Here is a 14,475-nt window from a genome sequence, read left to right on the forward strand (position 1 = left end):
CCATGCTGACTTTGGGATCACTCGGCTTTGCCGCTCCGCTGGCCCTTCTTGGCCTCACCGCCCTGCCGGTTATCTGGTGGTTGCTGCGCGTCACGCCACCGGCACCAAACCGCGTACGCTTTCCCGCAATCCGCCTGCTCAAGGGCCTGACCGACGAAGAAGAAACCCCCGCACAAACGCCCTGGTGGCTCATCACCCTGCGGCTCACCGCTGCCGCCCTGCTGGTGTTTGCGTTCGCAGAACCGGTCACCAACCCCAGTGCCCAACCGCAAGGCTCCGGCCCGTTATTGCTGGTGGTCGATGACAACTGGGCCGCTGCCCCGCGCTGGGCGCAACGGCAGGCAACCCTTGACAGTATGCTGGCTGGTGCCCGCCGGTCAGGCCGCACTGTGGCACTGCTGCAAACCGCCCAAACCACACGCGCCGATACCCTCGATATTCTGACCGCAGATGATGCCACAGCACTGGCAGCCGCCATCACCCCCAGCCCGCTTGATGTTGACTATGCGGCAGCCGCACAACGGCTCAATGCATCAGCCCTGCGTGACGCGGGTGCATGGCAGGTGGTGTGGCTAACCGACGGGCTGGCCGGAGCAGGCGATGCCGCCCTTGCCGCAGAGCTTGCCCGCCACGGCGACGTAACGGTCATCAGCCCCGCCGCTGACGAAACCGCCCTTGCCCTGCGTCCACCCTCACAGCTTGGTCAGTCATTTGAGGCCACCCTTTTGCGTGCCTCCCCGTCAGGCACCCGCGAGGGGCTGGTCCGCGCCATGGGCGACGCCGGACGCATTCTGACCGAAGTGCCGTTTGCATTTTCAGACGGCAAAACCACAACAACCATCACGCTCGACATGCCGCTGGAACTACGCAACGCCGTCACACAACTGGTGATCGCGGGCGAACCCTCAGCCGGGGCCGTCACCATGCTGGACGATCGCTGGCAGCGCCGCACCGTCGGGCTTGTGTCGGGAGGCAGCAGCGAGGACGCGCAGCCGCTTCTCTCTGACCTTTATTACCTGCGCCGCGCCACCAGCCCGTTTGCCGAACTGCGCGAGGCGCGCACATCTCACCTGCAAGCAGACGACACTTCACAAATTGAAAATCTGCTGTCGCGCCCGTTGTCCATGCTGATCACCGCTGACGTGGGCCAGCTTGTGGGAGATGACGCCCAGCGCGTGGCGGAGTGGGTGGAGGCCGGCGGCACGCTGGTGCGCTTTGCAGGCCCACGTCTTGCCGCGAACACGGATGATCTGATGCCCGTCACATTGCGGGGCGGGGGGCGCGCCCTTGGTGGTGCACTCACCTGGGCGGCACCGCAGGGACTGGCCCCGTTTGATGAAACCAGCCCCTTCGCAGGTCTCGATATTCCCCCCGACGTTGAAATCAACCGACAGGTGCTGGCTGACCCCTCCGGTACGCTGGCGCAAAATACATGGGCAAGGCTCACCGACGGCACACCGCTGGTGACGGCCGCCCAACGCGGCGATGGATGGATCATCCTGTTCCATGTCTCCGCCGACACCGACTGGTCGAACCTGCCCATCTCCGGTCTCTATGTGGAGATGCTGCGCCGTCTGCTGGACCTGAGCCGTGGCACCGGCGCGCAAGACGGCGAGGCCCCGACGCGGCTGCTCGCTCCGTGGCGCGCCCTTGACGGTGCGGGTCGCCTTGTGGCCCCGCCTGCTCTCGCGCAACCAGTGTCGCCGACACGGATTGATGACCTGCGCCCGTCGCCCGCGCATCCGCCCGGCCTGTATGGCGCAGCAGATGCCTTCCGTGCCCTGAATGTTATTGCACCGGGCCAGTCATTGGCCCCGCTCGACACATCCTTTGCTGACGCTACCAGCGCCTATGCAGGCACCGGCGAACGCGCGCTCAAGCCACTGTTGCTGATGCTCGCATTGGCCCTGTTGGTGGTTGATGGTCTGATTGCCCTCGTGCTGTCGGGACGCATCCGGCTGCCACAGACCTGGCGCATCCCAGGCACTGCTGCCGTGCTTCTTGGCCCTGTTCTTCTTGGCCATATGCTTCTTGCAAGCACCCTCATGCCATGGACCAGCACGGCAATGGCGCAGGAGCAATTGCCCGGCGACGACATTGCCCTGCTTGCCACCCTCGACACACGCCTTGCTTATGTGCTGACCGGCGATAATGCCGTGGACGAAATGAGCCGCGCCGGACTGTCAGGCCTCAGCCAGGTGCTGCGCGCCCGCACCGCCATAGAACCTGCAGAACCGCTGGGCGTGAATGTCGAGCGCGACGAACTGGCGTTTTACCCCATGCTCTATTGGCCCATCCTGCCCACCCAGCAGGCCCTCTCGTCCGAGGCGCTGGCCCGCGTTGATGCCTACATGAAGCGCGGCGGCACTATTTTGTTCGACACAATGGATCACCAGCGCGTCAGTGCTGTTGGGTCATCGCCTGGCAATGACGCCCTGCGTGCCCTGCTCGGCAACCTTGATGTGCCCCCGCTTGAACCCGTGGGCGAAGGCCATGTGCTGACCAAGGCGTTTTATCTGCTGCGCACGTTTCCCGGTCGCTGGGCGGGCGGCGACCTGTGGGTGGAAGCGCGCGGCGACGACATTGCAAGTCCCGGCACGCTCAATCAGGACGGCGTGACGCCGCTGCTGATCGGCTCCAATGACTTTGCCGCGGCATGGGCCATTGATGCACGCGGCCTGCCCATGGCGCAGCCCGTGCCCGGCGGTGAGCGCCAGCGCGAAATGGCGCGGCGCTTTGGCGTCAACCTCGTGATGTATGCGCTTACCGGCAACTACAAGGCAGACCAGGTACACGTACCTGCCTTGCTTGAAAGGCTCGGCCAGTGATGCCCACGTCCGGCTGGCAACTCACATTCTCTCCCCTGGTCGCCGACTGGCTTCTGGTGGTCGGCATTTTGCTGGTCATCTCCCTTACGGCACTCAGTGTGTGGCGACGCGGTGCTGGCACATGGTGGCGACTGGCCGCCTGTGCCGCCGTACTGGTCGCCCTGCTCAACCCATCCGCGCTGCGCGAGGAACGAGACCCGGTCACGGATGTGGCCGTCATCGCCATTGACCGGTCACAGTCCAACACTCTCAACAACCGGGCCGAACTCACCGACACGGTTGCCGCCGCCCTGCGCGAAAAGATCACCGCCGAAAACGGCCTCGACCTGCGCATCGTCGATATCACCGACACGCTTGGCAGCACATCATCAGACACTGCGGGCGGCACACAGCTTTTCTCGGCGATCGAGGATGCCATCGCCGATGTGCCGCCGGAACGGCTGGCCGGCATCATTGCCATTACCGACGGGCAGATTCACGATAGCGCGCCCCGCGCCATCGCTGATTCAGGTGCACCCTTTCATGCGCTGCTCACCGGCAGCAACGACGAAGCAGACCGCATCCTCACAATCGAGGAAGCCCCGCGCTTTGCCATTGTGGGTGAAGAGATGACCCTCAAGCTGCGCGTTGATGATGTGGGCGCGGGCGACAGCGTGGCCATTGCAGGCATTACGGTCAGCATTGATGGCGAAGCCCTGCCAACACTCTCTGTCACCACTGGCAGCACCCAGAGCATTACCCTTGAGCTTGAACACGGCGGCGAAAATGTCATTGAGATTGAAGCCGCCCCCGGCCCCGCCGAACTCACACTCGAAAACAACCGCGCCGTTGTAGTCGCCAACGGCATCCGCGATCGGCTGCGGGTGTTGCTGGTGTCCGGCGAACCCCATGCAGGCGAACGCACATGGCGTAACCTGCTGAAGGCCGACCCTGCCGTTGATCTGGTGCATTTCACTATTTTGCGCCCGCCCGAAAAACAGGACGGCACACCGATCAACGAATTGTCGCTGATCGCCTTTCCTACCCGCGAGCTGTTTTCGGTCAAACTCAAAGAGTTTGATCTGGTGATATTCGACCGCTACCGGCGGCGCGGCGTGCTGCCCATCGCCTACCTCCAAAATGTCGCCAATTATGTGGACGATGGCGGCGCGCTCTTGATGGCCGTGGGGCCTGACTTTGCCTCGCCGTTTTCAATCTTCCGCACGCCGCTGGCTGGCGTGCTGCCCGCAGCACCCACGGGTGACGTGTTTGCGCAGGGTTATTACCCCACGGTGACGCCGCTGGGTCAGCGCCACCCGGTCACATCCGGGCTGCCCGGTGCGGACCAGTCACCGCCCAACTGGGGCCGCTGGTTCCGCCTGATTGATACCGAACAGGCGTCAGGCGACGCATTGATGGAAGGCCCCGGCAACCGGCCATTGATGGTGCTGGACCGGGTGGGCGAAGGTCGCGTGGCGCAACTGCTGTCGGACCATGCCTGGCTTTGGACGCGCGGCTTTGAGGGCGGCGGCCCACAGGCTGAAATGCTGCGCCGCCTCGCCCACTGGCTGATGAAAGAGCCGGACCTTGAAGAAGAAAAACTACGGGCCACAGCAACGGGCGGCACACTGACGGTGACCCGCCAGACCATGGCCGAGGAAGCACCCCCCGTCACCGTAACCGCCCCCGATGGCACAACACAGCAGCTTGAACTGGCCGCCGATGGCCCCGGCCGCTTCACAGCGCGCATGGACATCAACCAGATGGGTCTGTATCGGCTGGACGATGGCGAGAAAAAAACCATCACCGCCGCAGGCCCCCTCAACCCCAAGGAGTTTGCCGATGTGCGCGTGACAGACGCACATGTCGCTACTCTCGCAGACGAAACAGGCGGTGGCATCCGCTACATGTCAGCCGCCGACACACCCGACATTCGCCGTATCCGCCCTGGACGCGACGCATCCGGGGCAAGCTGGATTGGCCTCAATGCCAAAAGTGAATATGCCGTGCGCGCTGTCAGCGAACACACCCTGATCCGCCCCGAACTCGCATTACTGTTCGCGCTGGGCGCTTTCATGCTGGCATGGCGGCGTGAAGGCCGCTGACGCACAGGCCGCTGACGCACCGGCCACTCGACGGCTAGGCCACAGCCTCTGCACCCGTCGGCCGCACCATCTCTCCAGCCACACCATTGGAAGCACCCGGCACAAGTTCACGCCACAGCAACCGCGACGGATCAAACGGCTGCGGCATGGAAATGCTGCCGATGGGCACCGTGCTGAAGCCCGCGCGCTGGTAATACGGCAGGTCGCCCACAAGCACGACCAGCCGATGCCCCGCCGCTTTCGCCGCATCCAGGCTTATACGCATCAACGCCATGCCCGCGCCTTTGCCCTGCAGATCAGGCGACACCGCCAGCGGCCCAAGCAGCAACGCAGGGGTCATAACATCATCCGCATTCGGACCAATTGAAATCGGCCAGTAACGGATGCTGCCCGCCAGATGGTCGTGTCCCGGCGTGGTGTACTCAGCCACGAATGACAGGTCATCAAGCGGCTCAACGCCTTCACGCAGTCGATAAGAGGCCTTTGCCAGCCGCCCCGGTCCGAAGGCCAGGTCAAGCAGGGTTTCAACGGCATGGTCATGGCCCGACGTCTGGGCCCGCAGCACATAAGGCACAGCGTCAGTTGAGGTTGAAGTCATAAGACAAAGTATCCTGAGCACCCGGCATAAGGGCAAGCAAAACGAAATCCGCGTCTGTTGCCCTGCTGGCCGCCTGTGCCGGTGTTACGCGGCGGCTGCAGGATGCACGAGACCCGTTGCGCGCTTGAAAAAGCGCGGCATGGGTCGTCGTCGCTGGCAGCTCAGGGTGAACACAGGCCTCGCGCCCTCTTCAAATCTCAGGAAAATTTGGAATATCACGCAGCGCCACATGACGTAAAGCCTGTTGGACCTAAGCGCCTCATCGGGCTAGTTTGCCCGCCAAAGTCACCACGACAACAAACGCAACAGGAGGAAATCGTCAGATGGGTGTTCTTGACGGAAAAGTGGTTCTGGTCACCGGCGCTGCGCGCGGCATCGGCAAGGAATGCGCCGTGCTGGCGGCACGCGAAGGCGCGAAAGTCGTCATCAACGATCTGGGTGGCAGTGTCGCCGGTGGCGATGCGGGCGACGCCAGCCCGGCTCAGGAAGTGGCCGACGAGATCAAGGCTGCGGGCGGCGAAGCCGTTGCCAACTCCGACAGCGTGAGCGACCGCAAGGGCGCTGATCACATGGTGCAGCAGGCCATGGACGAGTTCGGCGGCCTCAACGTGGTCATCAACCCCGCCGGCATTCTGCGCGACAAGATGTTCCACAAGATGGACGACGAAGACTGGGACGCCGTCATCAATGTGCATCTCAATGGCGCCTACAACGTGGCCCGCGCATCCATAAATCACTTCCGTGAGCAGGAAGACGGTGCCTATGTGCTGTTCACCTCCACCAGCGGCATCATCGGCAACATCGGTCAGGCCAATTACGCGGCCGCCAAAATGGGCGTCGCCGGGCTGTCACGCATCATCGCGATGGAAGGCGCCATGAAGAACGTGCGCTCCAACATCATTGCGCCGTTCGCCTGGACCCGGATGATTGCAACGATCCCGGTAAAGGACGAAGCCTCCGCCCAGCGCGTGGACCGCATGAAAAACGCCATGCGCGCCGACCAGGTGGCCCAGCTCGCCATCGGCCTGTCGGCACCCAGCGATGTGTCAGGACAGATTTTTGTCGCCCGCGGCAATGAAATATTCCTGATGAGCCAGCCGCGCCCGCTGCGTGGCATGACCCGCCTTGAAGGCTGGTCGCCGGAGACACTGCTCAGTCATGGCTTCCCCGCCATGAAGCAGGACATGCTTGACCTCGGCAACACCGGCAGCGTGTTTACCTGGGAACCGATCTAGGCCAAGCAGTCAAAACTGCATGTCACGGCAAAGGGGCGGCGCCAAAAGCGCCGCCCCTAATCCATTGCGGCAGTCCCGAACGCATTATTCAGAGTCTTCAACCAGACCCGCGCGCCAGACATCCTGCGGCCGATCTCCATCGTAGCGCACAGACATGGGCAAGGACTTGTGGAACGCGGCAAGTGCCGGATCGTTTGATACGTCAACGCCCACCTCGACGGCGCTGATGATGCACGGATCGTTGTCGCTACGGTTGATACCACCCAGCGACTGGGTACATTGGCGCTGCGCCGTATTGACGATGCGCCGTTGGGCCTGCTCAAGCGCACGCAAGGCATCTTCATCCTGCGGCAGTACATAAGGAGCAGGACTATCGTCCTGCGCGCCGCTGTCGGCCATGGAAACCCCGGGCAGACAAAGTACGGCAGCCGTCACAATCACCGCCCCGCGCATAGCTGCGTCAGACATAATCGTCGCAAATCGAGCCATTTGAAATCCTCTCTGGCACCGGACAAACGGGGCCACTGATTATTTTCTCTTTGCCAGCAGCATTATCCTGCCAGCCTCTTTCTGCAGAGTTTGGATGGCAAAGGATCATGACGATATTCAGGCAGTCAGCGACGTGGATGCAATCACGGTCAAGGCCGCCGAAGGATCGATAGCCGGGATACTGCCTGGCGACATACCGGCGTAAATCAGGCAAAAGAAAACCCCGCCACGCGTTTGCGTGGCGGGGTCTTTGTCGCCAGGCGACGAAAGCGCAGACGCAGTTACTCGGCTACGGCTTCTTCAACAACTTCTTCTGTTGTTTCTTCAACAGTCACATCTTCCTCAACTGCTTCTTCAGAAGCAGCGTCTTCGACGGCGGCTTCTTCGGCAACAGTTTCGTCAGCCATAACTTCTTCAGCAACAACTTCTTCAACAACGGCGTCTTCCGCGTAAGCGGGCGCACCAAATGCAAGGCCAAGGGCAAGCACAGCAGCACCAGACAGCGCGGCATTCTTCAGATCAAAACCCATATCAGTCTCCATGTGCGCAGGATTTTGGGCAGTTCATGCCAAAAGATCCCGCGATATTCCGCGCTGCCAGAAATCAGGCAGAAGTCGGATTTAAAAAAAGGTAGCCCCCGCTATCACGCTTGAAGGTTTTTCCGGACAGGTAAACCTGCGGTCCGGTACCCTCATGCTCGTGCGCGCTCGGCACGGATCGGTGCAGATCAGCATTGTCACATCACTCTCACCGAAGTGTCATATTTTACCCGATTCAAGGCAAAATTGCGGCGTAACATGGCTTGCGAACGTTCTTCCGCAGGAAAAATCAGGTGTACAGAACGCTCATCACCCACTGCGGCACGCCGGTATAGATCGACGCAATATACAGCCCATAGGCCAGCAGGAACGCCGCGCCTTCGGCCCGCGAAATCCGCCGCCCGCTCATCATCACCGGCACCATGATGGCCGTGGCGGCAACCATCACCCACACGTCATACCGCGCAATCTGGTCGGCCACCGGCGCGCTGCCCATGGCGGCGGTGACGCCCAGAATAAGCAGCAGATTGGATATGTTGGAGCCGATGATATTGCCGACGGCAACACCTGCCTGCCCCCGCAACGCGGCAAGTCCTGATACGGCAAGCTCCGGCAAGGATGTGCCGACCGCCACCAGCGACAGGCCGATCACCGCCTCAGACACACCGGCACTGCGCGCGATGTCTGAAGCCCCCTGCACCAGAAAATCCGCCCCCAGAATGACGCCCACGAGCCCGACAAGAATAGCCGGAATGGCGGCAAGAAACGTCGGCGGAATGCCCTTGTATTCAGCCACCTCCGCCACCCGCCGCTCTGAGGAGGGAGCGTTGCGTATAACCTCAGACCAATAGCTGTAGGTCAGATACAGGATCAGCAGCACCAGCATCGCCACGCCCTGCGTCACCGTAATGATGCCCGTGAGCGCCACCATGGCAACCGCAAAGCTGACCGCCAGCACAAACATGCCGTCGCGGAACACCATGCGCGGATCACACGTGATGGGCTGGATGAGCGCCGTTACCGCGAGCACCAGCAAAATGTTTGAGATGTTGGAGCCGATGACACTGCCAATGGCAATGTCGGGAGTGCCGGCCATCGCCGCGTTGATGGCCACCGTAAGCTCCGGCGTCGAGGTGCCGATCGCCACAACGGTCAGACCGACAAACACCGGCGAGATGGACAACCGCTCCGCCAGCGCCACAGCACCGCGAATAAGCGCCTCACCCCCACCAGCCAGCAATACCAGGCCGCCCAGAACCAACAGATAACTCATTGCCGACTTTCGTGCTTCATTGCGGTTTCACCGGACACCCCGGATTGCGCCACACTAACATGCCACTCAGGGCGTTAAAGCACCGTGCAGCCCGTGAACTTCATAAGGCGCGATAGCATAGGCATATGACACATGCCACATCCTCATTCTAAGATGCCTGAAAACAAGAGCATCACCATTGAGGGAAGGCCCGCAGCATGTCAGGTTTCAAAGACTACGATCAGTATGACGCACTTGGCCTGGCCCACCTGGTGGCCAAGGGCGATGTGACCCCCGGCGAGCTGCTGGATGAAGCCATCAACCGGCTGGAAGCCGTGAACGGCACCCTCAATGCCGTCACCCTCAAGCACTATGACGAAGCCCGCGCGTCGATTGATGCAGGTTTGCCGGACGGCCCGTTCAAGGGCGTTCCGTTTTTGCTCAAAGACCTGCATCTGCTGATGAAAGGCACCATCACCACCTTTGGGTCTGCCGCCTTCAGGGACAACATGGCCGACCATGATTCGACCCTGACCGAGCGCTATCGCAAAGCCGGCATGGTGATTTTCGGCAAGACAAACACCCCTGAGTTCGGCCTTGCGGGCACCACCGAGCCACGCCTGTTTGGCCCCACCCGAAACCCGTGGAACACGGAGCATTCCCCCGGCGGGTCATCAGGTGGTGCGGCCGCCGCTGTGGCGGCCGGTGTGCTGCCCATCGCCAATGCCTCTGACGGCGGTGGCTCAATCCGCATTCCCGCAGCTGCCTGCGGCCTGTTCGGCATGAAGCCCACCCGTGCCCGCACCCCCATGGGGCCGGACCGGGGCGAAGGCTGGGGCGGCATGTCCATCAGCCATGCCGTCAGCCGTACCGTGCGCGACAACGCAGCGTTGCTGGACGCCACCTGCGGCCCCGCCCCCGGCGACCCGTATCACTGCCCTGCCCCAGCCCGGCCTTTTCTGCAGGAAGTCACAACAACACCGCGCGCCCTGCGCATTGCCATGACGGCAACCGGTCCCAACGGCAACCGCGCTGACGCAGATGTTCAGGCAGGCCTCGACGCCACCGCGAAGTTGCTTGAGCAGCTTGGCCACACTGTGGTGGAAGACGCACCGCAAATAGATGCAGGCGAAATGGCGCTCGCGCAGGTGGGCCTCATTGCCAGCAGCACGGCGCTGGCGCTGGATCAGCGCAGCGCAGCGCTGGGCCGCCCGGTGTCGCAGCAGGACGTGGAACACATCACCTGGGCCATCGCTGAAAACGGCCGCGCCCTCTCAGGGCCCGACTACGCGCGCGGCAGTCTCCTCATTCACCAGTTCGGCCGCAAGGTCGCTGACTTTATGACAGACACCTATGACGTGCTCCTGTCGCCAACGCTGGCACTGCCGCCGGTGCCACTTGGCACCGTCAACATGAACAGCGATGACATTGCGGCGTATCTCGATATCAACGCCCGCTACATGCCCTACGCGGGCCTGTTCAACATGACCGGCCAGCCCTCCATGTCGGTTCCCCTGCACTGGACTGACACCGGCCTGCCCGTCGGCATGATGTTTACCGGCGCGTTTGGTGATGAAGCGACATTGTTTCAGCTTGCCGGTCAGCTTGAGCAGGCACAGCCCTGGGCTGACAAACGCCCGCCCGTACACGCAGGCAGCTAAACGCGAACACTACCAGTACGTGGTCGGACGGCGCTGCTTGAAAAACTCCTCAAGCCGCAGCCGCGTGCCTGGCGTTGTGCCTGCGGGCAACGCATCGGGGGCAAAAAAACCCATCTCGGCAATCTCGACACCCAGATGCGGCGCGGGGCCAGCGTCTTCCCACGCGCTCACGGCATACACCAGCACATGGTCTGACTTGAGCTGCAAAAAGTTGGCATACGCTCCTACCAGCGTAAGGTCGCCGGTGACACGAATGCCTGCTTCCTCATACAGCTCGCGCGCGGCTGCTGCTTCCAGCGTCTCGTCACGCCCCACACCGCCACCGGGCATGAACCACCCCGGCGCATAGGTGTGGCGGATCAACAGCACATGGCCCTCGTCATTCAGCACCAGCGCGCGCACCCCCAGCGTGACCGGCCTGAACACTGCCGAATAAAGCCGCCGCACGCGGTATCCAAATTGCAGAACCCGGTGCGCCACAGGCTTTACCAAAGGATGGGCCAACACCGATGTCACCGCACGCACGCTCCTGCCTGCTCTGAAAACCAAATCAAAAAAGCCGGACAATTTGTTCGAATGCAAAACGCCGGTTTAGCCGCCCCTTAGAGCGATGCGCGTAACCTGCCTTGCATGAACGCCATTAGCAAATCACCGGCCCTTCTTGTTCCTGCGTTCGCGCAGGCCGTTTTTGAAGCCGTGCAGGAGATCACCAACCCCAGGGCGGCCCATCGGCGGCGCAAGGCTGCGCGTCTGTGTGCGCTGGCCAAAGGCCGCGAGGCGCTGGCCCGGTTGAAGGAGAAAGGCAACATCGCTGAAGGCAGACCTGTGGCTCCGCATCTGGCTGCCGCCATATCCGCAATCGAAACACTGGAAGCAGCAGTCCTGTCGCTTGACGCGATTTCGAACCGACTGCGCGACGCCCGCGAACTGGTGACTGTCGCGTCAGACGCATCCGGTGCAGATGACGGCTCACACCAGCCGGTCGCCCCCTCTGATGACGATACACCCAACGGTGCCCGCGCCTTGCTGGCGGAGCGCTACGACGAACTGCGCGACGACATAGACCGCATCGCCAGCACGGCCTATGCAGGACGCATCAACCTGCTGGACGGTCTGGGCGGCATACTGGAAGTTCCCCTCGACGGTACCGGTCGATCGCGCGCCGCCATCACCGGCGCCAATGTGACATGCACAGACCGCGGCCTCGCCCTGCCGCCGCCCGAACAGGCCTTTGCCACCCACGCTGAACGCCTGTCCATTGGTGCCAGTGTGGATGCCGCCATGCAGATGACGGCGGCACTTGCCGCCCGGTTTGAGGTTGAAGCCGCACTCCTGGCGGCTCGTATTCGCGATCTTTCAGTGCCCTGAACAACCAAAAGCCCGCGCCACACACAACCGAAAACCCGTAAAAGTCGAAAAAATACCGCCCACTAATACACTTTTAACGTGTACTCGGCACACTCTCTCAACCGAAAACGAGCACACCCGTCGCTCCGGAGGGGGGACCGACATCTATGGCAGATCTCAATTTCAGGCGCATCCACCTCCTCGTTGTCGAGGACAACCTGTTCATGCGCAATCTCTACAGCGCCATTCTGCGCGCCATGGAGTTTGAACAGATTCAGATGGCCGCCGACGGCTCGGAAGCCTTTGAACTGATGCGCGACTTTCCGCCCGACATCATCATCACCGACGCGGCCATGCAGCCGCTGGACGGCTTCGACTTCGTGCATCTGGTGCGCACCGCCGCCGATAGTCCGGACCCACTGGTACCGATCATCATGGTAACGGGCTATCACAACCGCGCCTGTGTGGAACGCGCACGCGACGTGGGGGTGAACGAATATCTGGCTAAGCCGGTGACGCCTGCGGGGCTGTATTCGCGCATCACCCAGGTCATTTCCAAACCGCGGCCCTACGTGCGCAGCAACAACTACTTCGGCCCCAACCGCCGACGCCGCAGCAACGCCAATTATTCAGGCCCCTTCCGACGCGAAAGCGACAAGATAGTGGGGCCCCCAACACGCGCTCAGGCGCACGCAAACGGCAAACCCAAAACCCAACAGCGCAGTTCCCTCAGCCTTATTCAGAACAGAGCACAGGGCCTGACATTGCGCACCTCCAACGACGACGCATCCATAACCTGGGGAGCCACACAATGAAGCCGATATTTTTCAAAGCCGACGGCAGGCTGAAAAGACTCTTCGGGCGCAATCTGCCATCCACAATACCCCCCGCCCTCGAAAAAAAGGCGAACGCCGCCATTCAGAACATCGCGCCGGAAGTAGCCGCCGATGTGCACGCCCGTGCCCAGGACCTGTACCGCCTCACAGACGGCCTGAGTGACATCACGCCGGACCAGATACAGACCGTGTTTGAAACAGCGCACGAACTGCGCGGCGTGTGCGGCACGGTCGGGCTGTTTATTCCCGGCGGCATCGCCAACGCGCTATGTGCCTATATTGAAGAACTGCAACAGGCGCGCCTGATGCCGCGCGCCAATATCATCTGGCTGCATGTCAGTTCCCTCAAACGGGCACTGAACGAAGACACCGCCGCAGACACCATCGGCACCTATCTGATCGAAAGCCTGCGCGACCTGCGCAACAAGGAACTTGAGGCCACCCGTCAGGAGTTCTCCCGACCGCTCAAATCATTCAAAAACATCTCCTGAGCATGGGTCAGGGGCAGCAATGCTTGCGCATTGCGCATTGCGCAGGAGCCGGGGTGGTGTCAGACTTCGCCATCGGAAAAGTCGTGAGGTCGAAATGCACCCGGTGTGCGTCAAGACGAACAAGACAGGTGCTGCGGTTGCGCTGGCCATCGGCACGCTTGCCGCGCTGACACTTCTTCCGCCCCCCTCTTTCGCCAACGTTTTTGACACCGACGACCGTCGTCCGCTGACGGCGGAGGACGGTTTTTCAGCCGTCGGCCAGTTTGCGTGTGCCAACTCAACCCGTCTGCCGGTCGGCACTATCGTCTCTCACCCCTCCCTCGCACCCGACCGGGATTTTGAGCTTGTGGCAACCGTCGCCCACACATTCAGCGGTCGCCACAATCAGATGCAGACAACCTGCGCCTTCTTGCCCGGCGGACATGAAGCCGATGCAACGCCCGTGGTGCATGTGGCGCTGGGCACCCTCAACCCTGGCCGCGCCTGGCATCATGACTGGGCGATTGCTGTTGTGAAGGGCCGCATATCCGACGCCTACGGATCATTGCCGCTTGCCACCATCACCGGCGACGACCTTGAACCGCTGGAGCAACAAGGTGCGCGCTATGCGCTGGTCGGCAAGAACGGCGAACGCCCGCAAATGCTGATCTCTGAAAATTGTGCGCCGGTGCCCAAGCTGCACTGGCACCACGGCTATTTTTCAGATGGCGAGTTCAACCACAACTGCGACATGATTCCCGGCTGGTCCGGCGGCCCGCTGGTGCTCATCCACGAGGGTACGCGGCAGATTGTTGGCATCAACGCAACAGAGCTTAACGGCATTGTCCACAAGGTGGGCGATGAATATCACCCGCGCATGTTCGCCAACACAGCCATCCGGTTTGATGGCGAGTTCAGGGCCACCCTCGACCGTCTGGCGGCGTCACCGCCGCCGGTCATCAGCACACCTGATGTCGAAACAATGGCATTTTCTGTTCTGCCCGGCTCATGTACCGGCACCGCTGACACCACGTCTGACATCCTCGCTCTCGCGGTCGAAATCGCGTTGGTGCCCACAGCGCAGGCAACCTCAATCTGCTGAGGCAACGCAGCGAGCCTCTGCGCAAATCACGGAT

General features: G+C 61.9%; 13 protein-coding genes. 8 read left to right on the plus strand and 5 right to left on the minus strand.

The genetic code is table 11. The annotated features are described in order from the left end of the window. The first annotated feature begins 2 nt into the window (after positions 1-2). Both RIB87_RS14255 and RIB87_RS14260 read left to right on the plus strand, forming a co-directional pair. Positions 3-2,828: a DUF4159 domain-containing protein gene (locus tag RIB87_RS14255; protein ID WP_350147839.1), complete on the plus strand. Its 2,826-nt coding sequence runs from the start codon at positions 3-5 to the stop codon at positions 2,826-2,828. Beyond that, entirely contained in the window at positions 2,828-4,912 is a 2,085-nt protein-coding gene (locus RIB87_RS14260; RefSeq protein WP_350148226.1) for a hypothetical protein, read from the plus strand. The genes RIB87_RS14255 and RIB87_RS14260 overlap by 1 nt, the downstream gene beginning before the upstream one ends. Before the next feature lie 34 nt (positions 4,913-4,946). On the opposite strand, the gene RIB87_RS14265 is transcribed toward RIB87_RS14260, so the two are convergent. Further along, positions 4,947-5,510 (minus strand): GNAT family N-acetyltransferase, encoded by a 564-nt coding sequence (locus RIB87_RS14265; RefSeq protein WP_350147841.1) that lies wholly within the window; start codon positions 5,508-5,510, stop codon positions 4,947-4,949. Between the two features lie 323 nt (positions 5,511-5,833). Here RIB87_RS14265 and RIB87_RS14270 point away from each other — a divergent pair, with 323 nt between their 5' ends. Next, the gene (locus RIB87_RS14270; protein ID WP_350147843.1) at positions 5,834-6,745 is read left to right on the plus strand and encodes an SDR family NAD(P)-dependent oxidoreductase; all 912 of its coding nucleotides are present in this window, start codon (positions 5,834-5,836) and stop codon (positions 6,743-6,745) included. Positions 6,746-6,829: 84 nt separating this feature from the next. Here the strand turns inward: RIB87_RS14270 and RIB87_RS14275 are convergent, their stop codons facing one another. From RIB87_RS14275 to RIB87_RS14285, 3 genes are all read right to left on the minus strand, one after another. After that, positions 6,830-7,234 carry a hypothetical protein gene (locus RIB87_RS14275; RefSeq protein ID WP_350147845.1) on the minus strand — a complete coding sequence of 135 codons (405 nt, stop codon included), beginning with the start codon at positions 7,232-7,234 and terminating at the stop codon, positions 6,830-6,832. A gap of 281 nt (positions 7,235-7,515) precedes the next feature. After that, complete coding sequence (locus RIB87_RS14280) at positions 7,516-7,764, minus strand: hypothetical protein (protein WP_350147847.1); 249 nt, start codon at positions 7,762-7,764, stop codon at positions 7,516-7,518. A 298-nt stretch (positions 7,765-8,062) separates the two neighbouring features. Beyond that, positions 8,063-9,046, minus strand: a complete 984-nt coding sequence (locus tag RIB87_RS14285) for a calcium/sodium antiporter (protein WP_350147849.1) — start codon at positions 9,044-9,046, stop codon at positions 8,063-8,065. A 197-nt stretch (positions 9,047-9,243) separates the two neighbouring features. On the opposite strand from RIB87_RS14285, the gene RIB87_RS14290 reads away from it, so the two are divergent. Beyond that, entirely contained in the window at positions 9,244-10,686 is a 1,443-nt protein-coding gene (locus tag RIB87_RS14290) for an amidase (RefSeq protein ID WP_350147851.1), read from the plus strand. Positions 10,687-10,695: 9 nt separating this feature from the next. On the opposite strand, the gene RIB87_RS14295 is transcribed toward RIB87_RS14290, so the two are convergent. Further along, on the minus strand, positions 10,696-11,202 hold the full coding sequence (locus RIB87_RS14295) for an NUDIX domain-containing protein (RefSeq protein ID WP_350147853.1): 507 nt from the start codon (positions 11,200-11,202) through the stop codon (positions 10,696-10,698). A gap of 114 nt (positions 11,203-11,316) precedes the next feature. On the opposite strand from RIB87_RS14295, the gene RIB87_RS14300 reads away from it, so the two are divergent. From RIB87_RS14300 to RIB87_RS14315, 4 genes are all read left to right on the plus strand, one after another. Next, on the plus strand, positions 11,317-12,054 hold the full coding sequence (locus RIB87_RS14300) for a flagellin family protein (RefSeq protein ID WP_350147855.1): 738 nt from the start codon (positions 11,317-11,319) through the stop codon (positions 12,052-12,054). 146 nt (positions 12,055-12,200) lie between these two features. Next, positions 12,201-12,848, plus strand: coding sequence for a response regulator (locus RIB87_RS14305; RefSeq protein ID WP_350147857.1), 648 nt, complete (start codon positions 12,201-12,203; stop codon positions 12,846-12,848). Further along, positions 12,845-13,360 (plus strand): hypothetical protein, encoded by a 516-nt coding sequence (locus RIB87_RS14310; RefSeq protein WP_350147859.1) that lies wholly within the window; start codon positions 12,845-12,847, stop codon positions 13,358-13,360. Before RIB87_RS14305 ends, RIB87_RS14310 begins: the two co-directional genes overlap by 4 nt. 94 nt (positions 13,361-13,454) lie before the next feature. Beyond that, on the plus strand, positions 13,455-14,441 hold the full coding sequence (locus RIB87_RS14315; RefSeq protein WP_350147861.1) for a trypsin-like serine peptidase: 987 nt from the start codon (positions 13,455-13,457) through the stop codon (positions 14,439-14,441). The last annotated feature ends 34 nt before the right edge of the window (positions 14,442-14,475 follow it).

It is taken from the genome of Pyruvatibacter sp. (genome assembly GCF_040219635.1).
Taxonomy (GTDB): domain Bacteria; phylum Pseudomonadota; class Alphaproteobacteria; order CGMCC-115125; family CGMCC-115125; genus Pyruvatibacter.

What these genes read in the sequence shown, in the direction of transcription:
- RIB87_RS14255 (WP_350147839.1), top strand. Translation starts at nt 3, where the DNA reads ATGCTGACTTTGGGATCACTCGGCTTTGCCGCTCCGCTGGCCCTTCTT.
- RIB87_RS14260 (WP_350148226.1), top strand. Translation starts at nt 2,828, where the DNA reads ATGCCCACGTCCGGCTGGCAACTCACATTCTCTCCCCTGGTCGCCGAC.
- RIB87_RS14265 (WP_350147841.1), bottom strand. Translation starts at nt 5,510, where the DNA reads ATGACTTCAACCTCAACTGACGCTGTGCCTTATGTGCTGCGGGCCCAG.
- RIB87_RS14270 (WP_350147843.1), top strand. Translation starts at nt 5,834, where the DNA reads ATGGGTGTTCTTGACGGAAAAGTGGTTCTGGTCACCGGCGCTGCGCGC.
- RIB87_RS14275 (WP_350147845.1), bottom strand. Translation starts at nt 7,234, where the DNA reads ATGGCTCGATTTGCGACGATTATGTCTGACGCAGCTATGCGCGGGGCG.
- RIB87_RS14280 (WP_350147847.1), bottom strand. Translation starts at nt 7,764, where the DNA reads ATGGGTTTTGATCTGAAGAATGCCGCGCTGTCTGGTGCTGCTGTGCTT.
- RIB87_RS14285 (WP_350147849.1), bottom strand. Translation starts at nt 9,046, where the DNA reads ATGAGTTATCTGTTGGTTCTGGGCGGCCTGGTATTGCTGGCTGGTGGG.
- RIB87_RS14290 (WP_350147851.1), top strand. Translation starts at nt 9,244, where the DNA reads ATGTCAGGTTTCAAAGACTACGATCAGTATGACGCACTTGGCCTGGCC.
- RIB87_RS14300 (WP_350147855.1), top strand. Translation starts at nt 11,317, where the DNA reads ATGAACGCCATTAGCAAATCACCGGCCCTTCTTGTTCCTGCGTTCGCG.
- RIB87_RS14305 (WP_350147857.1), top strand. Translation starts at nt 12,201, where the DNA reads ATGGCAGATCTCAATTTCAGGCGCATCCACCTCCTCGTTGTCGAGGAC.
- RIB87_RS14310 (WP_350147859.1), top strand. Translation starts at nt 12,845, where the DNA reads ATGAAGCCGATATTTTTCAAAGCCGACGGCAGGCTGAAAAGACTCTTC.
- RIB87_RS14315 (WP_350147861.1), top strand. Translation starts at nt 13,455, where the DNA reads ATGCACCCGGTGTGCGTCAAGACGAACAAGACAGGTGCTGCGGTTGCG.